At 41.2% G+C, this 24,288-nt stretch carries 20 protein-coding genes and 1 pseudogene; 11 read left to right on the forward strand and 10 right to left on the reverse strand.

Features of this window, described 5'->3' with window-relative positions:
• On the reverse strand, window positions 1-774 hold the full coding sequence (locus EJP82_RS16910) for a spermidine synthase (protein ID WP_246054222.1): 774 nt from the start codon (window positions 772-774) through the stop codon (window positions 1-3).
• A gap of 409 nt (window positions 775-1,183) precedes the next feature.
• Here EJP82_RS16910 and EJP82_RS16915 point away from each other — a divergent pair, with 409 nt between their 5' ends.
• Window positions 1,184-5,146 carry a carbohydrate-binding domain-containing protein gene (locus tag EJP82_RS16915; RefSeq protein ID WP_127193255.1) on the forward strand — a complete coding sequence of 1,321 codons (3,963 nt, stop codon included), beginning with the start codon at window positions 1,184-1,186 and terminating at the stop codon, window positions 5,144-5,146.
• Between the two features lie 266 nt (window positions 5,147-5,412).
• Here the strand turns inward: EJP82_RS16915 and EJP82_RS16920 are convergent, their stop codons facing one another.
• Window positions 5,413-6,207 (reverse strand): helix-turn-helix domain-containing protein, encoded by a 795-nt coding sequence (locus EJP82_RS16920; protein ID WP_127193256.1) that lies wholly within the window; start codon window positions 6,205-6,207, stop codon window positions 5,413-5,415.
• Between the two features lie 260 nt (window positions 6,208-6,467).
• Between EJP82_RS16920 and EJP82_RS16925 the strand changes: the two genes are divergently transcribed.
• The 4 genes from EJP82_RS16925 to EJP82_RS16940 all read left to right on the forward strand — a co-directional run bounded on the left by EJP82_RS16925 (window position 6,468) and on the right by EJP82_RS16940 (window position 12,321).
• The gene (locus EJP82_RS16925; protein WP_127193257.1) at window positions 6,468-7,397 is read left to right on the forward strand and encodes an alpha/beta hydrolase; all 930 of its coding nucleotides are present in this window, start codon (window positions 6,468-6,470) and stop codon (window positions 7,395-7,397) included.
• Between the two features lie 166 nt (window positions 7,398-7,563).
• Window positions 7,564-7,767: a helix-turn-helix transcriptional regulator gene (locus EJP82_RS16930; protein ID WP_127193258.1), complete on the forward strand. Its 204-nt coding sequence runs from the start codon at window positions 7,564-7,566 to the stop codon at window positions 7,765-7,767.
• A complete protein-coding gene (locus tag EJP82_RS16935; RefSeq protein ID WP_127193259.1) occupies window positions 7,764-8,192 on the forward strand; it encodes a DUF6442 family protein in 429 nt (142 codons plus the stop codon). Before EJP82_RS16930 ends, EJP82_RS16935 begins: the two co-directional genes overlap by 4 nt.
• Window positions 8,193-8,589: 397 nt before the next feature.
• Window positions 8,590-12,321 carry an Ig-like domain-containing protein gene (locus EJP82_RS16940; protein ID WP_170220214.1) on the forward strand — a complete coding sequence of 1,244 codons (3,732 nt, stop codon included), beginning with the start codon at window positions 8,590-8,592 and terminating at the stop codon, window positions 12,319-12,321.
• A 205-nt stretch (window positions 12,322-12,526) separates the two neighbouring features.
• Here the strand turns inward: EJP82_RS16940 and EJP82_RS16945 are convergent, their stop codons facing one another.
• Complete coding sequence (locus tag EJP82_RS16945; protein WP_127193261.1) at window positions 12,527-13,912, reverse strand: MFS transporter; 1,386 nt, start codon at window positions 13,910-13,912, stop codon at window positions 12,527-12,529.
• 112 nt (window positions 13,913-14,024) lie between these two features.
• Between EJP82_RS16945 and EJP82_RS16950 the strand changes: the two genes are divergently transcribed.
• Together EJP82_RS16950 and EJP82_RS16955 are read left to right on the forward strand one after the other, a co-directional pair.
• Window positions 14,025-14,906 carry a LysR family transcriptional regulator gene (locus tag EJP82_RS16950; protein ID WP_127193262.1) on the forward strand — a complete coding sequence of 294 codons (882 nt, stop codon included), beginning with the start codon at window positions 14,025-14,027 and terminating at the stop codon, window positions 14,904-14,906.
• On the forward strand, window positions 14,903-15,436 hold the full coding sequence (locus EJP82_RS16955; protein ID WP_127193263.1) for a hypothetical protein: 534 nt from the start codon (window positions 14,903-14,905) through the stop codon (window positions 15,434-15,436). Before EJP82_RS16950 ends, EJP82_RS16955 begins: the two co-directional genes overlap by 4 nt.
• 274 nt (window positions 15,437-15,710) lie before the next feature.
• Here the strand turns inward: EJP82_RS16955 and EJP82_RS16960 are convergent, their stop codons facing one another.
• Complete coding sequence (locus EJP82_RS16960) at window positions 15,711-16,277, reverse strand: NAD(P)H-dependent oxidoreductase (RefSeq protein WP_127193264.1); 567 nt, start codon at window positions 16,275-16,277, stop codon at window positions 15,711-15,713.
• 223 nt (window positions 16,278-16,500) lie between these two features.
• On the opposite strand from EJP82_RS16960, the gene EJP82_RS16965 reads away from it, so the two are divergent.
• Entirely contained in the window at window positions 16,501-16,851 is a 351-nt protein-coding gene (locus EJP82_RS16965; RefSeq protein WP_127193265.1) for a winged helix-turn-helix transcriptional regulator, read from the forward strand.
• 418 nt (window positions 16,852-17,269) lie between these two features.
• On the opposite strand, the gene EJP82_RS16970 is transcribed toward EJP82_RS16965, so the two are convergent.
• The 6 genes from EJP82_RS16970 to EJP82_RS16995 form a co-directional block, all read right to left on the reverse strand.
• Complete coding sequence (locus EJP82_RS16970; protein ID WP_170220215.1) at window positions 17,270-18,445, reverse strand: DUF4179 domain-containing protein; 1,176 nt, start codon at window positions 18,443-18,445, stop codon at window positions 17,270-17,272.
• On the reverse strand, window positions 18,432-19,073 hold the full coding sequence (locus EJP82_RS16975; protein ID WP_246054208.1) for an RNA polymerase sigma factor: 642 nt from the start codon (window positions 19,071-19,073) through the stop codon (window positions 18,432-18,434). Before EJP82_RS16975 ends, EJP82_RS16970 begins: the two co-directional genes overlap by 14 nt.
• Window positions 19,074-19,226: 153 nt before the next feature.
• Complete coding sequence (locus tag EJP82_RS16980; protein ID WP_127193267.1) at window positions 19,227-19,553, reverse strand: AzlD domain-containing protein; 327 nt, start codon at window positions 19,551-19,553, stop codon at window positions 19,227-19,229.
• A complete protein-coding gene (locus EJP82_RS16985) occupies window positions 19,544-20,275 on the reverse strand; it encodes an AzlC family ABC transporter permease (RefSeq protein ID WP_246054209.1) in 732 nt (243 codons plus the stop codon). The genes EJP82_RS16980 and EJP82_RS16985 overlap by 10 nt, the downstream gene beginning before the upstream one ends.
• 174 nt (window positions 20,276-20,449) lie before the next feature.
• Complete coding sequence (locus tag EJP82_RS16990) at window positions 20,450-21,859, reverse strand: HAMP domain-containing sensor histidine kinase (RefSeq protein WP_127193268.1); 1,410 nt, start codon at window positions 21,857-21,859, stop codon at window positions 20,450-20,452.
• Window positions 21,856-22,536, reverse strand: a complete 681-nt coding sequence (locus EJP82_RS16995) for a response regulator transcription factor (RefSeq protein WP_341191104.1) — start codon at window positions 22,534-22,536, stop codon at window positions 21,856-21,858. Before EJP82_RS16995 ends, EJP82_RS16990 begins: the two co-directional genes overlap by 4 nt.
• A gap of 163 nt (window positions 22,537-22,699) precedes the next feature.
• On the opposite strand from EJP82_RS16995, the pseudogene EJP82_RS27990 reads away from it, so the two are divergent.
• The 3 genes and pseudogenes from EJP82_RS27990 to EJP82_RS17005 all read left to right on the forward strand — a co-directional run.
• Window positions 22,700-22,882 (forward strand): annotated as a pseudogene (locus tag EJP82_RS27990) (hypothetical protein); the annotation flags it as partial.
• Between the two features lie 191 nt (window positions 22,883-23,073).
• Window positions 23,074-23,547 carry a MerR family transcriptional regulator gene (locus EJP82_RS17000; protein WP_127193270.1) on the forward strand — a complete coding sequence of 158 codons (474 nt, stop codon included), beginning with the start codon at window positions 23,074-23,076 and terminating at the stop codon, window positions 23,545-23,547.
• Window positions 23,531-23,971, forward strand: coding sequence for a hypothetical protein (locus EJP82_RS17005; protein ID WP_211350151.1), 441 nt, complete (start codon window positions 23,531-23,533; stop codon window positions 23,969-23,971). Before EJP82_RS17000 ends, EJP82_RS17005 begins: the two co-directional genes overlap by 17 nt.
• Window positions 23,972-24,288: the final 317 nt, after the last annotated feature.

Below are 24,288 nucleotides of genomic sequence, written 5' to 3' on the forward strand. Positions count from 1 at the left end.
CTACGTCTGAATGTCAGGAACAAGTGCAGAGTGTTTGCTGTCCCTAATGATATGCCCTTGACCCAGTTCGAGCCTAATGAAGCCGGCCATATGTTGTGCTTGAAATAGGATAGGGGAGTTGCAGCCCATAATAATGATGTTCTTTACGTCCGAGACACTTTCAGAAGGTAGTTGAAACGATTGAATATAGTCATATTCTTCGCAAAGCGTCGTATGAATGGCGTTCATTAGTCTGTCGTTGTTTCCTTTACCCATCAAGTTCAAAATGATCGAACCATGGGGATGTAGTTTTTCTTTTGTGAGAGTGAAGAATTCCTTAGATATCAGATGCTGGGGGGTTCCTTTTTCGTTGAATGCATCGATAATAATGTAGTCATAAGTTTGTGGTTGCTCCCCCTTAAGTGTATTGCGACCATCCCCAATAATTACATTATCCTCGCTGTATCCAAAATACTTCCTACTTAACTCCACAACTTGATCGTCGAGTTCGGCGATCTTGAATCTTTTATCCAAATAATGACCAGCAATACTTCCAATCCCGTGACCAATCATAAAAACGTCTTCGAAAGACGGGTTGTTACACTCCATAAGGTGGATGATGGCCCGAGGATATTCAAACAAAATGCGCTGCGGATCATTTAAATCCATCGCACCTTGGATCGCCGCATTTGCAAACTGCAGGACGCGAAAGTTTCCCGTTTCCCCGTATAATTTTGTCGTGTCGTAAACTTGTAACTCTTGATTATTAGTGACTTCTTTAAATAGGTATTGCACCAAATCATCGATCTCCTTTAAGACATGCTGTATGGTGTCAGTATACCACTGAATTGAATTATTTCTTCGAAATGAATATAGCGCTGAAAATATAGAAATATGGACTCGTTCCACAATACGATTCATACACTGTTGCAAGAGGCTGTAATCCGGTTCTAATATGAACCAGGTATAGCGGAAATAAACATGAAAGGACCCTGGGAACGCAAAAATAAACGCGCGTTTATGAATTGAAATCGCTTTTATTGGAAGCGTTCTTCTACCAAAACGGACAAAAAGGAGGAGAGAGAAAAGATAAAACTGACATTTATATTTCGATGATGAGTTTTTGTTAAAAAGAGAAACGTTTCTCTGGTAATCCTTACGTGGTTAATTCCAAAAACATGGCTAAGTTTTGGGAGGTTAGAAGGTGAAAAATAAGTTGAAAATACGTATGGTTGCAATCATGATGACGATTACGTTAGTAAGTTCACTTATGCCAATCATGTCAGGCGCGACGACAGAACCTATAGACTCTAACTTAATTGTTGAAACCGCAATTAAACCGTCGATTGGCGGTGCCTTACAATTAATAGATCATAATGGACAAAAAACACTAGGTGATCAAAATGGAAATCCTATTCAATTACGTGGAATGAGCACGCACGGCTTACAATGGTTTCCGGAAATTATCAATGATAATGCTTTTGCGGCACTAGCCAATGACTGGTACGCTAATGTCATTCGACTAGCTATGTATGTGGGGGAGAATGGATATGGAACAGAAGCTAACAAAGCGATAATTAAAAAAAGAGTTATTCAAGGAATAGATTATGCGATAGCAAATGATCTGTACGTGATTGTGGATTGGCATGTACATGCACCGGGTGATCCAAGAGCGGAAATATATAGTGGCGCTAAGGAGTTCTTTGAGGAGATATCCGGATTATATCCGAATAACGAACACATTATCTATGAATTAGCGAATGAACCAAGCTCCAACAACAACGATGGACCGGGCATTACGAATGATAGAGATGGATGGCTAGCGGTCAAAGAATACGCAGATCCCATCGTGAGTATGTTACGTGATCCTGTGAACGGGAATGCTCAGAACAACATTATTATTGTTGGTACTCCCAATTGGAGTCAACGGCCAGACCTAGTAGTTGATGAACCAATAGATTCCCATAACATCATGTATACAGTACATTTTTATACAGGTACACATATGCCTGCCTCGGACAGTACAGATAGAACCAATGTGATGAGCAACGCAAGATATGCACTCGACAACGGGATTGCCATATTTTCAACGGAGTGGGGTACAAGTCAAGCTAGCGGTGATGGCGGACCTTACTTGGATGAAGCTGATATATGGCTCGATTTCTTAAATGAGAACAATATTAGCTGGATAAACTGGTCTTTAACGAATAAGAATGAAAATTCAGCGGCTTTTATGCCTTTAGAGTTGGGCAAACAAGATGCAACGAGTCTAGATCCAGGTAGTGATCAAGTTTGGTCTTTACCAGAATTGTCGGTTTCGGGTGAATATGTAAGGGCTAGAATTAAAGGAATCCCTTATGAGCCGATAGATCGGAATAAATATTCCCAAGTCTTATGGGATTTCAATGATGGAACAACACAAGGTTTTGGTGTAAATGGAGATAGCCCGAATAAAGAGAGTATTACATTAAGTAACGCAGATAATGCTTTACAAATAACAGGCTTAAATATTAGCAATGACACTAGTGAAGGAAACTATTGGGCCAATATCCGACTTTCCGCAGATGCTTGGGGGAAATCGGCTAATATCTTGGGTGTGGAACAACTATCTATGGATGTTATCGTAGATGCGAAGACAACGGTATCGATTGCCGCGATCCCGCAAGGGCCCTCAGCAGGATGGGCTAATCCGACTCGGGCAATTCAGGTAACGGAAACTGATTTTGTTCCTTATGGAGATAAATTTATAGCAACTCTAACGATCACTACAGATGACTCTCCATCACTTGAGACGATTGCTATGCATACAGACAACAACATCATGACGAATCTGATTCTGTTCGTAGGGACAGAAGATGCGAATGTGATTTCCTTGGACAATGTTACTGTAACGGGTACAAAGGTTGAAATTCCGGTTATTCATGATCCTAAGGGAACAGCCATACTTCCATCTGACTTTGAAGACAAGACGAGGCAAGGTTGGGATTGGAATCCGGAGTCGTCAGTTAAGGATGCTCTTACAATAGAAGAGATACAGGGTACAAATGCTCTTTCTTGGGAGTTTGCATATCCTGAAGTCAAGCCTTCTGATGGATGGGCCTCAGCTCCACGATTAGAGTTATATAAGGAAGGATTAGTTCGTGGAGATAACGATTATGTGATGTTTGATTTGTATATCGAGCCTCAGCGGGCAAGTTCAGGAGCCATGGCAATTAATCTAGTATTTCAGCCGCCTGCTGGGGGATTTTGGCAGCAAATTCCGGGAAGTTATAACATTGAATTCGATGACCTAGATTCAGCTTCTATAACTGACGCAGTGTATCACTATAATGTAAGTTTCAATATAAGAGATCTGACTGGGATTAAAGATGATACGGAATTGCGTAATATGATTCTTATTTTCGCGGATGTTGAGAGTGAATTTGCGGGGAGACTGTCTATCGATAATGTCAGGTTTACACAAGGTTTGGTGGCGACTGCTGGAGATGGTCTGGTCAATCTGGAATGGGAGCCGGTATCGCATGCTGAATATTATAACGTGGAGCGTTCGACGACCTCTGGTAGTTCATTCTCTACAGTAACCTCAGCAGTATATGGATCAAATTATGTGGATACCGAAGTAGTGAATAACACAACGTACTATTACATTGTTACTGCCGTCGATCGTGACGGAGGAACCTACAGCTATAGGGAAAGATCCGCTATGCCTGGAGCGATACTTCCTATCCCTTCAATCCCTAACGGACTTTCGACGAATGCAGGCGATAGCCAGGTCACGCTAACTTGGAGTGCAGTACCAGGTGTAAAATACTACAACGTGAAACGGTCGACAACTTCAAGTGGACCCTATACGACTGTTGCAGCCGTAACAAGCGGAACAAGTTATACGGACAGCGGACTGACCAATGGGACGACATATTACTATGTTGTATCTGCTGGAAATGAAGCTGGCGAAAGTGCTAATTCTACTGAAAAGCAAGCTAAGCCATTCAAAGCAGGCAGTGATAGTAACAGTAATAATAACAATAACAATAGTAACACAAGTAATAGCGGTGGAAGCGCACTTCCAAGCAACGGAGCGATTGCCCTTCCAGCAGCTGATAAAGACGGTAAAATAGTTGTCAAAATTGCCAAAGGAGTGACAAAAGTAATTTTTTCAGCTAATTTAGCAGTGATTGATGATAAGGTCATCATAGAGCTTGAGAATGAGGATATTACGGTTCAAATTCCTGGAAAAGTCTACAAGCACCTTCAGAGTTTGTTCACTGCGGATGAGCTGAAAGGAGCAACAATTTCGTTCCAAATGGTTCCGCTGTCCATTGCGGATCGTGCTGCTCTACTTGGCAGAGTAACAGCTAAGAACAAAGCTGATGTGGCGGCAGCAAGTGAAATCTTCAATTTTTCAATATCGATCATTAGTAAAGACGGCAAAGAAATAAAGCTGACTCAATTTGAACAGCCAATCACGATAGCTCTAAAAGTAAATGCTGTTGCAAACAAAGAACTGATGGGTATGTACAGCATTGCTGATGATGGCACATTAGAGTATGTCAGCGGAAGGCTTGTGGATGGTAAAATGAGTGCCGAGATCAGTCACTTCAGTAAGTACGGCGTTCTAAGCTATGATAAGTCGTTCATTGATGTGACGAAGACGCATTGGGCCTCACAAGTCATTAAGCAATTGGTAGCAAAACAAATTATCGAGGGTGTAAGTGACAATCAGTTTGCACCTGATAGATTCATTACGCGTGCAGAATTCGCAGCGCTGATTGTTCGAGCACTGGGTATCGAGGAGAGTGGACAAAAGCAATTCAGCGATGTGGGGGCATCGGACTGGTATTCAAGCGCAATCGCAGCAGCAAGTGAAGCTGGTATAGTAAATGGACGCAACGCTTCGAAGTTCGATCCGAACGCCACCATCACTCGTGAAGAAATGGCTGTCGTTCTGGTACGCGCTTATGAGTACAGCAATGGTGGAAAGGTTTCTGCAGAAATTGCAAAAGTCTTTGCCGATCAAGCTAATATCAGTTCTTGGGCACAAGATGCTGTAGCAGCAGCACATTCGCTTGGTTTGATTAATGGACTCACAAACAATCAATTTGCCCCAAAAGATAAAACAACACGTGCGGAAAGTGCACAAGTGATCTCTAGGTTAATTGCTGAGTAGGTCTTTGGGATTTCCTTGAAGTTTATCTGAAATGAACAAAAAACCTTCCCGAATAAGCTGTACCCTATCGAGATTTTTTTAAAAGTGTCTACTCGATAGGGTACAGTTTACTATTTAATGACAAAGCGTCAGACCAAGAATAAAATTCTGGTCTGACGCTTCAATGATTCCACTATCGTGACCCAGTAGTGTAATGATTTAGCTAGTTTTCTTTATCGATAATCAGGTATCGCTAAATATTGTTAACATTATACTTCTTCCAAATGTTATGCATTTTTATCGGCCAACTTTTTCCTGATTTTTCTCCAGAAGCCGTCATTCCTCCGATTAATATGCTTCTCATTGTAGATCAATAGACTATAGGAGGACCACAGCGTAGAAGTTCGAATAATTACATATGCGCCCATCGCGATCAAAACAACACACACTGGATAATAAGGGACCAATGCGCCTTCGGAGATCCCTTTATTCTCTAGCAAAAAAGCCATTCCGCCTACCGCCACCATACCAGCACTGACGATGATCATAGCTGCGTACCTACTCTTCAATCGATTCAAACGTTCCGTCAATTGCTTTACACAAACCTGATCTAGCATAAGAGCTTCTTTCCCCAGCACATGGTACCGTTCCTCATCTTTCAGTATGGCGGACACGAGAGCAACGACGCCCCCTGCCGCCAACAAAATGATAAGAAAGGAATAAACGACCGGCTCCTGTCGAAGCATCAAATACGGCAAACAAGCCATAATTAGCAGGCACACGCCTGTCGCAATGCGATTGGATGACTTCTGCTGATGACTCAAATACCCTTCCGCCATCTCTTGGCTGACATAAAAACCATGCTCTTCAACGCCGCCCTTCACCTCGCCCTCCTTCAGCAAATAATCGATGGATACCTCAAACAGGTTTCCAATCATAAGCAGCTTTTCGGTTTCGGGGAACCCTTGTCCGTTTTCCCACTTACTGACTGCCTGTCTGGTTGTGCACAATTTTTCGGCCAGTGCTTCCTGTGAATAACTTTTTTCTTTTCTAAGTTGCAACAATTTTTCGCTAAAAGACATAGGCTTACTCTCCTTTGCTATTTATGACCTTAATTATAGAAAAACAATGGAATCAATGCTATATGATTGAGGTTGCGTTTGCGCCACTTGCGGTTGCAAATGCGTAGTACTCAGTAAATTGGAATAAACGGTTCTAAGCATCATCGGTTTCCCTTAGTGGGTCTTTGTTTCTGTATTTAACATTTCTTTTAGAACTATTGCTTGACTGGAACGTAGGATAACATAACTATGAGGTTATTTGATATAAGGAGTTGTCGAAATTGAGTAAATATGAGATAAACAGTGATTTTAAAAAACTAGAAAAAACAAAACTACCTTTTTATCCAATAGTATTACCGGTTTTAAACAAGTTAATGGAGAGAAATAACAATAAACTACCATTACCAGATCAAGTAAAAGTAACGAAAAAGCAGATCGATGGATATAAGGGTGATAAGATTTCTATTAGAATATTTGAGCCCAAAGATATTGGAGATAATGATCGTTGTTTAATTTATTTTCATGGAGGAGCATTTGCGTTAAAAGAAGCACCTTATCACATCAATTTGTGTATAGATTATGCTCTTCAAACGCCTTGTAAAGTTGTATTTGTTGATTATAGGTTGTTGCCAAAGAACCATTTTCCTGTGGGCCTTGAAGATGGTTATGCTGCTTGTAAGTGGGTCTATAATCATGCTGATACGCTAGGAATTAATAGAAATAAAATTGCAGTGGGTGGTGATAGTGTAGGTGGCGCTTTAGCTGCAGGTGTAACCTTAATGGCACGTGATCGAGACGATTTGAAATTTTGCTTCCAATTACTGATTTATCCTGTTACAGATGCAAGACAGAACACAGAGTCCATAAATAAATATACAGATACTCCCATGTGGAATTCTAAACTTAATAAAAAGATGTGGGATTTATATCTTAAAGATAGTGTGGATGGCAAAAAGGAATATGCCTCCCCTATGGAAGCAACCTCATTTACAAACTTACCTAATGCTTATGTGGACGTAGCCGAGTTCGATTGCTTACGAGATGAAGGAATAAACTATACTGAAGCTCTTCAAAATAGTGATGTTCCTGTTGAACTCAATATCACGAAAGGGACTGTCCATGGGTACGATATGGTAGAAACCAGCCAGATCGTACTTGAAAATAAAGCGAGAAGAATTAGAGCGCTACAAAAGGGGTTTGATCACATTTAATCGTAGCCTTTGTGGCTACGTTAATTGAAACACGTCAATTCAGACGTGTTTTTTTGCGATTTTCTTATATAGATAAGTCGAATAATGGAAAGTCAACTTTACATACTATTAAATGGTTGTATAATGAAATTAAGGAAAGCTAGCTTTACATGTGAGGGGTGGAAATTTGAAGAACCGCTTAGAAGAGATACGCAAAGAACGTGGGATTAAACAAGAAGAACTTGCGACTGCATTAGAAGTATCAAGACAGACAATTGGTTCATTAGAAAATGGCAGATATAATCCCTCGATTATATTAGCATTCAAAATTGCACGTTATTTTGGGATGAACATTGAGGAAATTTTTATCTATGAGGAGGAGTCCGTATGAAGAAAATGAAAAGTGTTTTTATTAGTATTCTAGGTGTTTTGTTATTTGCGGTTGGTTTTTATTTCATGAAATCTTTCGATGAGCCACAGGGTATTTTGAAAGCATTGCCGTATCTCTTAATTGGTATTGGGTGTGGAGCGTTTGGGCATGGAATTGGGGATATTTTCAGTAAATGGGCTGCTAAAAAAAATCCTGAAATGGCTAAACAAATGGAGATTGATCAAAAAGACGAGCGTAATATTATGCTTGCCAATACAGCAAAGGCAAAGGGATATGATATTATGACCTACGTTTTTGGCGCTTTGCTTATGGCATATGCCTTAATGGGTGCTTCTATGGAAATAATAATTCCTTTCGTTATTGCTTATCTGTTTGTCCAAATGTATGCAGTATTTATTCGCGTGAAAAAGGACAAAGAAAATTAGATGGTTGTGGTATATGAATCGAGAGTTAATAAGTATAGGCTGCACTAGATCATACGTGATTTGGGGCAGTCTTTTTTTTTTTGCGGATCTTATTCCGTTAATATTTGTATGCAAAATCACGGGTAGATTTCAACTAACTCTCAAAAAAATACATTTTGTCATGTGACAAAATTAATGACAACGGTCACTATGACGAGGGTGTCTTTTTGCGTATAGTAGTCTATTAGTAGAGTTTTTTTATAGCAAAAATATCGAAAAATATTAGTGGGAAATGTTGAGGTAAGAGCTGGTCCTGAACAAAGTTGTACTCGGAAAGAGTATTAACATGAATTTGAAAGGTCAGCTTGTTGAACAATCAACAGAAGGGACACATGACTAATTTTTAGGAGTGAATAAATTGAACCGATATTTTAAAAAGATAAGTCTTGTTCTGGCTGTTGTAGTATTACTTCAAATCTCATTGCCAGAGTGGTTAACGTTATCCCAACCAATTAAAGCGGCAGCTCAGGGCCCTATCATTGTAAGCACTAGTCCGGCAGATGACTTTCTAAGCGTAGTACCAAGTGCTAAACTAACCTTCACGTTTGATGAGAGCATTACTAAAGTGAATGGATCCGCGACCATTACTATCTATGAATATGATACGAATACCGTGTTCGAAAGCTTCGTGGTTGCCTCCAGCGGAGCAGTTACAATCGATTCGACAGGAAAAGTTGTAACGATCCAACCAAGTAAACCTTTTCAAGAGAATACGGAGTATTACGTCAATATTGAGCCGGGCGCATTCGCTAACGTTTCTAACGGCGCGAATTTCAATGGAATTGCATCAACTTATGAGTGGAACTTTAAGACGGGAGTGCAAGTAAACCGCATTCCACCGGTACTTCAAGCCCATTCTCCCGCACTAGGGGCACTGGATGTACCTATTACATCATCAGTCTCGATGACTTTTGATGAAGAGGTATATGTAGCTAGCGGAGAATTTAGTTTAGTATCGGACTTAAGCTCTACTACCTTAGATAATAGACAAATCCCGGTAACATCTAATCAGGTGACAGGCAGTGGCTCCAAGACCATTACGATTACACCATCAGTAGCATTGTATCCAAATACGACTTATACATTTTCGATTCCAAATGGAGTTATTCAAGATAGTTCAGGCAATAAATATCCTGGTTATAGCTGGAGTTTCAAGACAGCTGCCGCTCCTTTGAAAGCGCCACCAACTGTAACCAAGCTGGAATATAGCGGAAGCACGATTACGATGACATATAATGAAGCTTTAAATGAAAACTCTATTCCGGCGGTAAGCAGATTTTATATTACGGTGAATGGCGTGAATCGTCCCGCAACAGCGATATCAATCTCGGGCGTGACAGTGAAGGTAACGTTGTCTAATGTCATAATGAATGGACAAGTCGTTAAGCTATCTTATTCGAAACCGTCGAGTGGTGGTATTCAGGATTTATTGCAAAATCAAGCGCTTGAGATTGCTAATCGTGATGTTACGCCATTAGTGGATCCAATAGCTCCCACATTAGTTATAGTATCGACGTATCCAATTAATAATACTTCTAATGTTCTGACAGATAGTGATTTTACTGCTGAATTTAGTGAAACGGTTGTAAAAGGTGCAGGCTCCATCTGGATAAAACCTATTGGCAGTAAGACTGCACAAGATATAAAGACAAACTTTTATGTCGATGGTACGAATACAACTATAGTCCATATTACTCTCCCAACTGGAGTGAGATTAGAAGGTAGTACCAATTATTATATAGAGATAGCTTCTGATGCTATTGTAAATTTGGCTGGAAATACATTTAGCGGGATTCAGAACCAAAACGAATGGACTTTTAAAACGATAGCCGTTGATACTATACCGCCAACTGTAACCAAGCTGGAATATAGCGGAAGCACGATTACGATGACACTTAATGAAGATTTAAATGGAAACTCTATTCCCGCGGTAAGCAGCTTTTATATTACGGTGGATGGCGTGAGTCGTCCCGCAACAGCGATATCAATCTCGGGCGCGACAGTGAAGGTAACGTTGTCTAGTGCCATAATGAATGGACAAGTAGTTAAGCTCTCTTATTCGAAACCGTCGAGTGGTGGTATTCAGGATTTATTGCAAAATCAAGCACTGGATATTTCTAATCGTGATGTTACACCATTAGTGGGTCCAATAGCTCCCACACTAGTAAGTGGTTCAGTCTCTGGAAATACGATTACATTGACGTTCAATAAAGAACTAGCTACTGCAAGCAGTAACGCGTATCAACAGTTCAGTGTCTACATAGCTGGAAATTATTATAGTGCGAGTTCACTCAATACAAGCGGCAGAGTTCTGACGTTAACTTTTAACGGTACAATAACGGACAGACAATCGGCATATATTACTTATTTGCCAAGCACGCATCCAATTACCGATACAGATGGCGTTAATGTCGCAGCATTTAGCAGTTATAGCTTGGCGAATGCGACTTCATCGTCTAATTCAAATTCGGTATACACGCCAGTCAGCACAGGTACAAGCTCTTTGAATAGCGCAATTGTAATAGGCAAGACGCTTACGCTAACATTTAATGAAACGTTGAATACGAACTATATTCCTTCCGTTAATTCTTTCTCGATTATGAGTCAGAATGTAATGCTTTCCGTTGAGAAAGTCACCATAAGTGGTTCTGTAGTTACATTGACACTAAATTCTTCGCCAAAGATTGGTAAAGCCGTGTACATTTCCTATTACCCAAGCGCTAATGGAATTCACACGACAAGCGGGCAGACAATTGAAGGGTTCGCATCCACTTCAGTTGCTAATCAGACGACTTTAAACTCCTTATTGGGGGAATACACTGAAGCCGTCGGAGGTGGAATTGATTTAAAGATTTCCGCAGCTACAACGACTTCAGCTGTATCGCCTGCAGGCACTTCTACAAACAAATATTCCATCTCAGCACTGCCAATCAATAATGCCTATGAAGCGGCAAAAAGTGCGGGGATGAATAAACTGCGTGTAGTATTTAAGGTTCCCGATACCGAGCGGGCTGCAATCGTAGCTGTACCTCTTAGCACCCTTCAGAACGCCGCCAACTTTGGCAAAGGAGCAAGCTTTGCAGTGCAGTATAACGATATTACGTATGAGATTCCGGTCCAGTCTTTGAATTATTCCGAAATATCCAGAATACTTGGATCAAGCGAAGTAGTGGGTGATCTTCTTATCAAGATCGACCAAGGGGAAACTGGTCTGATAAACTCACTGACGTCCGCGATCAATCGTTTAAATGCATCTATTCTAGCAGGTCCTGTTCACTTTGAGGTAGTAGCAGCCTTTGAAGCGACAGAGAAGAAGATACCAAGTTTCAGTGGTAATGTGTCTCGCTCTATGGATACTGTAACGTCGATAGAAGCAAAGTCTGCTGCTGTAGTATGGTATGATCCGGAAGCTGATGCATTGTCGTACGTGCCTACTCTATTCACCACTTCAGGGGGCAAGACGGTTGCTACCTTTAAAAGTAAAGGCAATAGTGCTTATGCTCTGGTACGAGGTTCTGCAAATTATACTGATATTGGCAAGCATTGGGCAGGGACTACTATCCAGGCATTGGCCCGTAAGTTTATTGTTGAAGGCCGAACCACGACAAAGTTTGAGCCTGAGCAATCAATGACCCGAGGCGAGTTTGCGACTTATATCTCGAAGGGCCTAGGTCTGTCCGGTAATAAGTCTGCGGCTTCCAAGTTTAAGGACGTGAATACAGGTGCTACAATGGCTGCTTACATCGGTGCTGTATCGGAAGCAGGTATTGTAATGGGGAACACAGACGGAACCTTCAAGCCTGATAGTCTGATTACACGTCAAGAGATGGCGGTCATGATGACTCGTGCGGCAGCTACAGCAGAGGTGACAGTATCATTGCCGTCTTCTGCCTCATCATATTTGGAGAAGTACAATGACCACAGTAAGATCAGTAGTTGGGCTAAGAATGATGTAGCCAAAGCGGTGTATACTGGTGTTATTTCAGGCCAAACAACCACCACTTTAAGTCCATTGACCCATGCTACTCGCGCTGAAGCGGTTGTTATGATCCAACGTTTGCTAGAATCGGTTAATCTTCTCGAAATGTAATAGATAAGAAACATAGGCTGCCCGCGATCATACGTGATCTTGGGGAGCCTTTGACTTCGATTCTGGAATAAAAACGGGTTTGACAAAATAATAGGAATCTACGGAGATAAAGAATACCGTGAGAATACAATTTCCGTGATTGGACTCAAGAAAGAAATCTTGTAGGAAATGATCGATACTCCATCTAATTTGAATTTGGTGGAACCTACGACTCATGCGATTGCCCTGACTTCTGGTGTCTCCGACTCATGAATACCAGAGACAATGCAATTACCGTGAGGATAATCCCCAGCACTTGAAAACCCTCAAAGTTGAACTTACCTCCCATTACAATACCTATCAACAAGGAAGAGAGAATAGTTCCCAGATATCTTGATGTATTAAATAATCCGGATGCTACCCCGATTATTTCTTGTGGAGAACTTTGGAACAAGGCCGCTTGCATACCTACATTGTTCAATCCGTTGCTAATACCAAATGCAGCTAAAGCGAAACACACGCTGATAACCGGTGAAGTTTGATTCAATGTCACGAGCCACACCGATCCAAATGTCATCAAAATAGCGGACACTAGCAATGCCGGCCCTGGTCCTGATTTATCGATCCATCGACCTGCTATTGGAGAAGTAACTAGTGAGCTGAGGCCTAAGCTTAGCATGAGAATCCCTGTTTGGAATTCGCTGACATGACGTACCATTTGTAAGTAAGACGGGAGCCCGAAAAAGAGCGAGTAATAAAGTACGTTAACGAGCATGAATTCGACATTAACCCAAGTCATTGCAGGATATTTGGCGAATGTGCGTAAAGGAATGAAGGGTGACGTCGCTCTTAATTCATGTCGTATGAATGCTCCCAGTAGAGCGAGACCAATCAACAAGGCAATAACATTCCCTAATGAGATATGCCCAGATGATTTTGCTGAGAGTAATGAAGCGAGCAGGGCAACCAGACCTACTGTGAAGAGCAAAATCCCTGACGCATCAATCAAATCAAACCATTTACGCAAGGACAAGCCACGTGAAACGGATGATGATGGTTTGTCTTTAGGAATATTCCTCCAAGATAATAGAAAGCTAACTAGCACGAATGGAATATTGATGAAAAATATAGCTGACCAGCCCCACCAGTGAATGATGACTCCACCAATAAAGGGACCAATGGCTGCTGCCCCGGATAGGAATATGGACAAAATGGACAGCGCAGTCGCCTGTTTCTCCGTAATATGAATTCGCACAAGTGCCATTCCAACCGCTACCATCATACTTGTTCCGATGGCTTGCATAATGCGGAACACAATGAGCCATGTAAAGTTTGGTGATAGTGGAGCTAATAATGATGCAATGAAAGCAACAACAAGACCCGTAAGAAATATCTTCCTACGACCGAATAGATCACTGGCTTTTCCCATGATAGGCTGAGCGATGCTACTTGCAATGTAGAAAGAAAAAATAATCCAGGAAACACCTGTATAGTCAAGGTGAAACACATTTTGCAGCCTTGGAATAGCAACTGAAACCATTGAAGAATTTAAAGGGTTCAATAGTATTCCAAGGCCAATGGAAATCATTAGCCACCTGCTGCGAACATTCATCTTTGGTCCCCCTATAGTGTATTAATGTCATCGTACTTGAAATCGTTTATTGATTCCAACGCATTTTATGTTATGATTTCATTGATTTGAGGGAATGAATGGAGGGTGCAAAATGGAACTTCTTCAACTGCAATATTTTCTCGCGGTAGCTCGTTTGGAACATGTGACCGAAGCTGCACGAAGTCTACACGTTACTCAATCGTCACTAAGCAAAACGATTCAGCGCTTGGAAGAGGATCTAGGGGTCCCTTTATTCGATCGAACAGGCAGGAAGCTACGATTGAATGAGTTCGGTAGCAGATTCCTTCGCCGTGCAGAAAGAGCTTTGTTTGAATTGGAACAGGGGAAGCAGGAGATTAGTGATTTGTCTAACCCGGAGCATGGCACACTCGAATTGGCGGTGACTACTGCTAGCACGTTACCCAATATCCTTCGGGAGTTTCGGAAAAAGCGGCCAGATATCCAATTTCACGTGCAGATGCTCACCATGAAGGAAATGGGTACGCTGCTACATAGGGGAGAGGTCGATTACTGCTTGTCCTCACCACCGTTACAAGGGGATGATATTGAATGTGAAATCGTGTTCGTGGACCCGATCCTTGTAGCTGTTCCAAAGGGGCATCGGCTGGCAGACCGAAGCAGTGTAACCTTGGCAGAATTAAGGAATGAATGGTTTGTCGGTGTTAAGCGAGGCTACGGTACTCGTGATCTAGTGGACAGTATTTGCAAATCGGCGGGCTTTGCTCCTAAATATGTGTATGAGGGAGATGAACCTGCAAGGCTAAGCGCTCTGGTTGAAGCAGAAATTGGCATAGCCTTCATCCCAAGCACGGCAAGGAATACACGGGAAGATATCAAATATCTCCAAGTAGAGAATCACGAATTGGTTCGGGAGATAGCTTTATTATGGCATAGGAGCCGGTACATTTCGCAGGCTGCTCTGGAATTCCGTGAGGTCGTCATAGAATACTTTGGATCGATGGAGGGAAAATGAGCAAAAAACTAATTACTTTAATTCTCATAATCTTATTAATTGCAGGTTTAGCTTTTAATTATTTTTCACCATATTCAGAGAAATTGACGAAATCTACAAACCTTTCTAATGAGTCTATTGGCGGTGTGAAAATACACGAAAGTATAAATAAAAGTAGTTTTATAACACAGTATGGCAATCCTTTAAGCAAAGAAGATAATGACTTATATGATTATTACTATTGGAAAGGCGGATTAGAAACAGCTTCTATTCATTCTGGTAAAGATAAAGGTTCTATAATGCGGTTAATAATAACTGGTACGGATAAGAACCAATTTGATAAACCTCTCCACACTGCAAAAGGAATCGAATTAGGTGATGCAAAAGAAAAAGTTCTTTCTTTGTATGGAAACAACTATTACAAGAGTAATGAGCAAGGAGTAGACATTATCGGTTATATTGATCACGAACAGGATATAACCTTAGAATTTTGGTGTACTAACGTTGGTGAAGTTGCTCAAATTCGGTTAGATGATTCAAGTGTTAAGTAAATAATGCCACTGTTGCATTTAAAGAATACTAAAGAGACAGAACCCTCTGTCTCTTTTTGAATATCCATCCTAAAGTGGTACTTGTTGACACTCATAGTTACGAGACTAATTAAACAACATCACTAATCTTTTAACAGAGCTTGCTCACTGTTGGTCAGGAAAGACTAATAGTTAGAGATGTATTGGTGGAATCGATATGGGGCTGTCCTTAAAGTCATTGATAAAGATTTGGGACGCCCCTATTGTTATTTTTTTATACAAAATGTACATAAAGTTAGGATGGGACAGCTAACACGGAAGAGCTTGGGTCACTGTTATACTTAAAGATATAGTTGATATATTCTATTGCACTTTGATTGATCTCCTCATCGCTAGCTTGAAATGAAGCTCCGAAGACAGCAAAATAGGGTAGTTCCACTGCGCCCACATGTACTGTACTGGCTTTGAAAGGCGTAGTCACTTGATCCACGGTAAAAGAAACAGAGCCCTCTGGCAGATAATTTTCTTTTTTGTCGCCGATGGACATGGCAAGCCCTAACTTTTTCCCTTTAAGCTGGTCACCATTTGATCCATAAGCCCATCCGTAAGCAAAAACATCGTCAAACCACTTTTTCAATAATGGCGGATAACTGTACCAATACAACGGGAATTGAAAGATAACATGGTTATATGCTTCCATTAGATTTTGCTCTCTAGGAACATCAATATCCCAGTCAGGATACTCTTTATAAATCTCATGAATTGTAATATCGTTTGGATATTGCAGTAGTTCTTCTTTCCAGCGCTGGTTCACCCTAGAATTCTCAAGGCCCGGATGCGCCAAAATTACCAATGTTTTCATTATGAATCTCCATTCTCAGGCTGCATATATTAAGCGTGTTTCCTCAAAATGCTTTGCCTTATTTTTATGAATATCATCATTATCTTGCAGGTTTAAAAAAAAGAAAATACACACAATAAAGTAAGATGGTTACTTTGAAGTGTGTACTGGACGCAGAAAAAAATATATGCAACAATGAAATTTTGAGTAAGCTTAATGATCAGTATGAACGAGGTGTAATTCTATGAAACAATATAATCTAGGTATAGAGGCAACACTAGAAATCATCGGCGGAAAGTGGAAATCTTTGATCATTTGCTTATTGATGTCTGGAACCAAAAGAACAAGTGCATTACAACGCAGTATACATGGCATTTCACAAAAGGTTCTGATCCAGCAGCTTCGTGAACTTGAGAGGGATGGACTTGTCAAAAGATTCGTATACCAGCAGATGCCGCCAAAGGTCGAATATAGCCTCACGGAATATGGAGTTACAGCCAATAAGATCGTGGACGTTATGTGTTCTTGGGGGAAAGAAAATATTAAAATAAGACAAGAACGAGGAGAAGAGATCGTCTTGTTGGAGGACAAGTAGCCGGAGAACTTTGATTAGAAAGCGATTACTGCCACATCAGGTTTGTCCATTTTACGCAACCCACACATGGGGAGTGCTGAATATTGATGGTTCTAAGTGAATAAATGAGATGTGACAGTATCGCTCAAGAATATTATTAATAGGTTAGTTGGGAGAGCGCATCGCTTGTGCGCTCAGTGGTTCAGTCAGCGCGGACGTTTTGCATGTGGATATTTCCTTGAATCTGCTTCATAAACGAGCACGGTGCCTTCGTTAGAGCGCTCCAAAATCAAAACACTAGAGGGGCAAGATGACTTGAGTTAGGCCAGACAAGGGTTAAAGTCATTTAAATAAAAAGACGAAGTCAATTATGGCTCCGTCTTTAGTAGGTTTGCATACCCTTTTAATCCTAGAGAATAAGGTCCTTTTTACAGATGAACTATTGCACCGAAAATACAGTCTCTAGCTCAGGGATGTATTCCTTGACCATATTTTTGTCTTCCCACAGTCCTTTAACCCCAGCTGGGGCTTGACCTTCGGATACGACTAAGTACGGTTTGATAGTTACGGTACTCGGTAGAGTCTTGAAGGGTTCAAACCGAATCTTATAAGACTCGCTAACGGGGTGATCACCGATGGGCTTCAGTTGAACGCCATGTTCATCCACAATGTCATACTGAAGAGCGATGATGCTTCCATGCTCGTTAGATTTCTTATATTTCGAAGGGATAGAAGCGAGCATTTCTTCTATGCTCTGGCCCGGTTTGGTTTTGTACTCAACGGATAACTGCGTTGTGATTGGGGTGATTTCCAGCTTACTGTTCAGTAAGTTAATGTTATCGTGATGCTTGGTCTCCTCTGAAGTTAGAACGGTAACGGGCGTTGATTTTGTAATAGGCAGAACGAATTGGAACAGGACATCGTAACCCTTTAACGTTACATTTACAGTCAAGTCAAACTCATCAGGGAACTGGACAGTCTGTGTTGTTGTGCGCGGCTCATAATAAGTACTAAGAACCTCAACCATTATGCTGGAAGCAGCCTCACCGTCCATGTGTTCGTAACTCCAGAGCAGAGGTTGACCCTTATAGAGAACCTCAAACTTATCCACCGCCCCTTTATTGGCATCGGAAGGAGGTGAATTGGGCTCCGAAGCCAGAGTGTTTCCAGGAGTGGTTATATTCATAAGAATTCGGGTCCCGTCAAATAACAACGTTGGAATGTTCATAGTCACATTGCCATGGGTCACGCTTTGGTTTACGTTTGTGATGAGTTCCTCGGCTTGTTGAAGACCGGGATCTAAGTTTTTTTCGCCCCATAATGAATAGATTTGTCCCAGAACCGGAATTTGCTTGAGTGCATCTGCCATTGCGGGTGATACAAATCCGGAAGCAATGAGGGTAAGTCCAAGGAATGCAGCGGCTGCAGTGGAAACCCACCATTTATTAAAAGTTCTTGATACATTTGTCTTTCTCTGAATGGGGGGAATGGAATTGTCGGTTTCCCTGATGATTTGGTATGTCTCATTTAGCTTGGAGCGGGTAATATCAGATAACTGATCGGGAAGTAGGCTCTGGCAGTTCTTTAATTGCTCTTCTAACTTAGTGTTCACCATGTCGCAACTCCATTTCATGATTGATTTGAGATGAATGCTTTAGCTTTTTGCGGGCGCGGTGCAGACGGGTCTTCACGGCTACCTTAGAAATTTCGAGAATGTCGGAAATTTGACTGATCGGCATGTCCTGTAGGTAATGAAGGAGAATGACAATCCGTAGGTTCTCCTCAAGATGTTGAACGGCATCCCATAATTCGATTTTCTCATAATCCTTGGAAGTGGAAGGGACGTCGGGAAGCTCTCCGTAAGGGAGGGTTCTTGAGCTGCTTTTGACCATTTTGTTGCATTCATTAATCAGAATCCGGAAGATCCACGTTTTGAAAAAAGCGGGCTCTCTGAGTGTATGGATGGACTTAAAGGCTTTAAGCATCGTCTCCTGGAGAGCATCTGCACAATCTTCGTCTTTGTTGACGATGGACCTTGCAGTTCTATATAACGGTAACTCTATCTCTTGCATCAACTGCATGAATGCTTCAGGGTCCCCAGCTTTGGCTTTGACGACAATAGGATCTGTATGCAAGGGTTCACCTGCTTTCTTGACTAGAAGTATTAGAATGTTTGTAACGTTACGTATATTAGATCGAGTAGGTAGCTGGAAGGTTACATGGAAAAAAACCAACGCATTCAAGGACTGCACCCCGTAGCTCGTGTTTACTCTGCCATAATAAATGGAGGGTTACTCTTAAGGCATTTGGAATAAACGGCCTAGGAGTAACCCTCGTGTTATTCTAATATATACAGAATTAATATGCTGCCATTGTTGCATTTGTTAGAGTCTCAATTATAAAAACATACGCAACAGCATCACCGATACAATGCCTACCAGTACTGTTCCTAATAAGCTTCGAGTTAGAATTGCGGTCAAAAAGGTTGGTGCTGCTGCGATTAACTCGATATGATTTTGAAAAGAGGAAAATTTCCCATCTACCAACAATAACTCTTCTCCCACCAAGGCTGCCATTACTGCGACTGGAACATAACTTAACCATCGCATTGCCCAATCAGGTATATTTATGCGACTGAGTACCATGAGTGGAAGCACTCTTGGGATCAGAGTCACAATTGATGCACCAATAATTATTAAAAGAATATGCCATCTTATTTCCATTTTTCCACCACCATTCCTAATGTAGCAGCAATAACGGTAGCAGCGATAATAGCCATACTTCCAGATAAGAAAAAACTTGTCCCCAAAACAATGACTACGGCACTTATAGCTACAACTATATCTTTAGTGAATTTCCCTCGACTTACGATCTGGATGACAAGAAGCCCGATAAACATAGCGGGCAATGCAAAATCCAAACCAAACTTTTCAGGGTTTGTAATCCACTGACCCAAAAATGCTCCGGCTAAAGTGGCTACAATCCAATTTAGATAAGCTGTTATATTTAGACCGTGCATCCATTTTTCACTAAGATGATTTTTGTTCGTTGTCTTATTAATCGCAACACCAAATGTCTCGTCTGTAAGTAAAGAACCTATTAGCAAAGTTTTAACTGGAGTAAGACGACTGAAATACGGTGATAAGGCTGCACTAAGTAAAAGATGCCGAAGATTTACGATAAAAACAGTGAGAATAATTGAAGCCGGCGATCCATGAGACGCGATCATTCCAGAAACGATAAATTGGGCAGAACCAGCATAGATAAGTAATGACATGAGTGTGATTTCAACAATGCTTAAGCCAGAAGTATTTCCTACAACACCCGCAGCAAATCCAATGCTTAAGTAACCCAACAATGTTGGAATGCAATCTTTTACACCTTGCAAAAAGCTATCCTCACGTATATTAACATCCTGTTTATGTAGTTGAATATTCTCTTGCACTTTAGGTTGATCTTCCTTTCACTTGTTGTCGTCTTAACATTAGCTGCGTAGTCCATTCGCTATTTTCCAAAGGTTTGTTTATTATAACATACGATATTAGAGGGTTACTCTGAAGGCGGTAGGAAACTGCCGAGGAGTAACCCTCGTTTTGTTGTAAATAGGAAAGACTTAGCGTTATTGTTCAAGCTGACGGTTTGGAAGTTGGATCTCGAACACCGTTTTTTCAAAAGGGACACTCGTCAAGGTAATTGATCCGCCATGGAAGGCTATGATTTCTTTGACAATGGACAGTCCAATGCCAAGCCCTTCGCCTTTTCTGCTGGTATCGACACGGTAGAACCGTTCAAAAACTTGTTCTTGATCCTGTAAGGGAATGCCGCGCCCTTTATCAATAACCATCATGAATAGGGTATCATCCTTTTTCGTAAGGACAATCTCAAGATAATTGCCCTCTGATCCGTAACGGATCGCGTTGTCGAGCAGGTTTCGCAGCGCCCGTTCGATTAGGGGAGCATCAATCCAAGCTTGGATATCCTCATCAGGGATATTTGCTACAAAAGTGAAGTTCTGCCCCTCAAGAAACATCAGGTATTCCGCAGCAATTTTGCGCATCAATTCAGATATACTATGCACTTCAACATGAAGCTCAAAATTCCCCTCATCCTGCTGAGTGATATCTAACAATTGATCTAACAGCTTGTCCATATAACGAGAGCGCTGCAGCAGAATCTTAGCACTTGTTTGCAGTTCTTGCTCATCCTTATACAAGCCAGCGCGAATCGTTTCTGCATATCCTAAAATCATCGTTAGTGGGGTGCGTAGATCATGGGAAAGATTAGACAGTAGCAGCGTACGCCTCTTGTCAAACTGTTTGATTTGGTTAGCCTGATTGTGAAGGCGGAGAGCCATCTCATTATAATGCGTAGTGAGTTGGCCAATTTCATCCTTGTTCGTATCTTCTAGTACGGTGATTTCACTTTGGAAGTTAAGTTGCCCCATAGCATGATTGAGCTTATTAATGCGTTTGTTCATGGAAGAGAAAAACCACAGAGATAGCAGATATGGAATTAAGAAAGCAACAATTAACGGCAACATAAAAGTTAATAAGATTTTAAAGGAGCGGATGAAAAAATAAACTTGCCCCTGTTTCATAGCGTCACTGGACAAACTTATCAATAAATAATAGGGTTGTTCATCTTGGTTAATAGAAAAAGTGAGCGTAATCGGCTCATCGCCCCCCCAAAGGTTCTGGGGCATACTAAGCATGCGATTTGCAAGCTGCCCAAAATCATAGTAATTCTTTTCCCCTAAGGTATCATATATTGTTGATCCATCTGCTGCAATCCATTCATAGCGAATATCAGGATGCTTACTATGAGCATCTTCCAAGATGGGAGTTATGTCTGCGGCGTCATAAGCTTGTTGCTTTGCTACCGTATCAAGGACTTCTTGCGAGAGGGTGTTCAAGGCATTCAAATTATAACCCTTACTTCCTACCATAACGAGGCTAAGTGAAATAAACAGCAAAATACTGATGATTGCACTAATGAGCATAAGTAGCCAAAGCTTAGTTTGATTTCTCATTGTCCATCTCCAGAGAACCGATAACCGATTCCACGTATGGTGTTAATGTAAGGAGGTGAGCCTTCTGTGGGTTCAAGAATACTTCGCAGTCTACTTATAAAGACGCTTAAATTGTTATCATCAAAGTATTCATGATTCCACACCTGCTTGTAAATTTCTCCTTTGGTTAAAACGCGGTCAGGATTTTGCATGAACATTTCTAAAAGCCTACATTCTACCATGGTTACAGGAAATGACTTACCGTCATTTCGTAGAACATAATTGTCGATATCCAGCTCTAATTTATTTAAACGTAGAACCTTAACAGGAAGGGGGCGATGTCTTCTTATCTGTGCTTGCACGCGAGCAACTAATTCCACTGGGCTAAAAGGTTTAGTGACGTAATCATCGGCCCCTAATCCGAGCGTTAAGGTTTTGTCTTGAACTTCTCGTCTAGCACTAAGCGCAATAACTAACGATCTAGCATTTGTCTCTCGTAAATATTGCAGCACTTCAAACCCGTTGCCATCATCCATCATGAGGTCTAGGATCAATAATTCTATAGTATTTTCTTGCAAGCATTGAATAGCTTGCCGCCCTGAGCTAGCTTCTAAGACTTTGAATTCCGCTTGTTCTAAATGCATCCGAATTAACTGACGAATTTCGAGTTCATCATCTACAATTAATATCTGATTGATAGGGAATCATTCCTCCTACCTCATATGGAATTAAATTCATCTTGATCAATCGATCATATCAATAATAGATTTAAAAATATATCTGTATTTTTAATAAAGTAATAATAACTATAATAATGGAATGATTTTTGAGTTAATTGAAGAGCATAGATGATGAATATGAGAGATTACCGAAGATCAGGAAATTACCGTTAAAGAACGTTTGAAGTCGAAATGGTCTCGTCTAGAAGCAATAACTGGTGCTGAATCACGAGTGAAACGACTAGCTGAAGATATTGATACGCATTATGAGGAACGACAAGAAGCGATGTTCGGTAAGTCACAATGGCACTCGGATGATGACGATTAAGCTAACAACAATACTTGTTGGCAGGTAGGTTCCATCGGTTTCATTGCAACTTTTCGATATGAGTTTTCGCAACCTGATAAGGGTTGCGTTTTTCATTTTATGTGGACTTTCCTTCCAAGATATCCGGAGGAAAATAGCAAATAAAATTGTCTTGACATTGAAGTTAACTCTAATGTTATTGTGAGTTTATGAAAAAACTTTATTCAATACAAGAGGTTTCGCAGATACTTGGAATTCCAAAGGATACGCTACGGTACTATGACCGGATTGGAATCGTATCGCCGTCTCGGGAGGATAATCGGTACCGCAGGTATTCGAAGGATGACCTCGTCGACTTGATGAATATTCAAATCATGCAGTATGCGGACTTTTCACTTGACGAAATAAGGGGGAAGTTTGGTTTCCACAGGATGGAAAATATAGCCCCCGCTTATTGCGAAGAGGTTGCCTCGTTCCTCGATGCCAAGAATGCAGAAACGCGCAAGAAGATTTCCCATCTGGAAAAGGTTAGTTGGCTGCTCAATGTAGCAGCCGAAACGTTAAGGAACTTTGATTCTGAAAGCGACCAACAGTTGGCAGGGATCGTTCGTGAAATTTACCAGAATATCCGAAAGAATGAATCGGGAATTTGCGGGGAGGAATGTAATGAACATCAAAGTTAGGAATTATTATTATCTGATTGCAGGCATTCTTGCGATGTTGTTTGCTATCACGCACGCATGGAATGGGCAATCCGCTGTGCTGCCAACGCTCGAGGTAGGGTTGATATCTCTGGAGACCCGGACGGTATTCACGTATGTATGGCACATCATCACGGTAGAGAATCTGGTCTTCGGCATCGTATTCATTCTTATGTCATTGCAAAGTGAGCGATCAAAAATTCTTATTTCCGTATGGATGATCGTGTCGATTCTAATCTTCCGACTGATGGTCATTCTTTGTGTAACGGCATTTCATGAGGCTTCTGCACTTACGGATACGTTAATCGATTCAATTACCATCGTAATCTATATCGCCATCATCATAATGGGTACGAGGAAAAATCAGTACGGAGGTCAGTCACCACAATCCAGTATCGGGCAGTGAAACTGGCTACGGCGGGGATTATGCATCGTTGCAGCGATACGGTGTTCGATCCGCGCGGACGGAGTGGATGAATAGCTTCCTTAATCTGCCTTACGCAGGAGCACGGCGTCTGAATCTACCGCTCTATATAATGAAGCTTAGGAGGTTAAGTAATAAAAGAATATTAGATTTGTATACTGGTCTAGTTCTAAAAAAAGGAAACTTCTCTCGAAAGTGAGAAGTTTCCTTTTTTTATGCTATTGAATCGTTATTCGCTATGTAATCGGAGGGAGACTTCAAACTACTGCAGTAGTGTTGACATCATCAAACTACCGTAG

It is taken from the genome of Paenibacillus anaericanus (assembly GCF_003994475.1).
GTDB lineage: Bacteria > Bacillota > Bacilli > Paenibacillales > Paenibacillaceae > Fontibacillus > Fontibacillus anaericanus.

Excerpts from the sequence above, each read along its gene's own strand:
- EJP82_RS16920 (WP_127193256.1), bottom strand. The coding sequence starts at position 6,207 with ATGTCTTTTAGCGAAAAATTGTTGCAACTTAGAAAAGAAAAAAGTTAT.
- EJP82_RS16935 (WP_127193259.1), top strand. The coding sequence starts at position 7,764 with ATGAAGAAAATGAAAAGTGTTTTTATTAGTATTCTAGGTGTTTTGTTA.
- EJP82_RS16945 (WP_127193261.1), bottom strand. The coding sequence starts at position 13,912 with ATGAATGTTCGCAGCAGGTGGCTAATGATTTCCATTGGCCTTGGAATA.
- EJP82_RS16950 (WP_127193262.1), top strand. The coding sequence starts at position 14,025 with ATGGAACTTCTTCAACTGCAATATTTTCTCGCGGTAGCTCGTTTGGAA.
- EJP82_RS16955 (WP_127193263.1), top strand. The coding sequence starts at position 14,903 with ATGAGCAAAAAACTAATTACTTTAATTCTCATAATCTTATTAATTGCA.
- EJP82_RS16960 (WP_127193264.1), bottom strand. The coding sequence starts at position 16,277 with ATGAAAACATTGGTAATTTTGGCGCATCCGGGCCTTGAGAATTCTAGG.
- EJP82_RS16965 (WP_127193265.1), top strand. The coding sequence starts at position 16,501 with ATGAAACAATATAATCTAGGTATAGAGGCAACACTAGAAATCATCGGC.
- EJP82_RS16970 (WP_170220215.1), bottom strand. The coding sequence starts at position 18,445 with ATGGTGAACACTAAGTTAGAAGAGCAATTAAAGAACTGCCAGAGCCTA.
- EJP82_RS16980 (WP_127193267.1), bottom strand. The coding sequence starts at position 19,553 with ATGGAAATAAGATGGCATATTCTTTTAATAATTATTGGTGCATCAATT.
- EJP82_RS16990 (WP_127193268.1), bottom strand. The coding sequence starts at position 21,859 with ATGAGAAATCAAACTAAGCTTTGGCTACTTATGCTCATTAGTGCAATC.
- EJP82_RS17000 (WP_127193270.1), top strand. The coding sequence starts at position 23,074 with ATGAAAAAACTTTATTCAATACAAGAGGTTTCGCAGATACTTGGAATT.
- EJP82_RS17005 (WP_211350151.1), top strand. The coding sequence starts at position 23,531 with ATGAACATCAAAGTTAGGAATTATTATTATCTGATTGCAGGCATTCTT.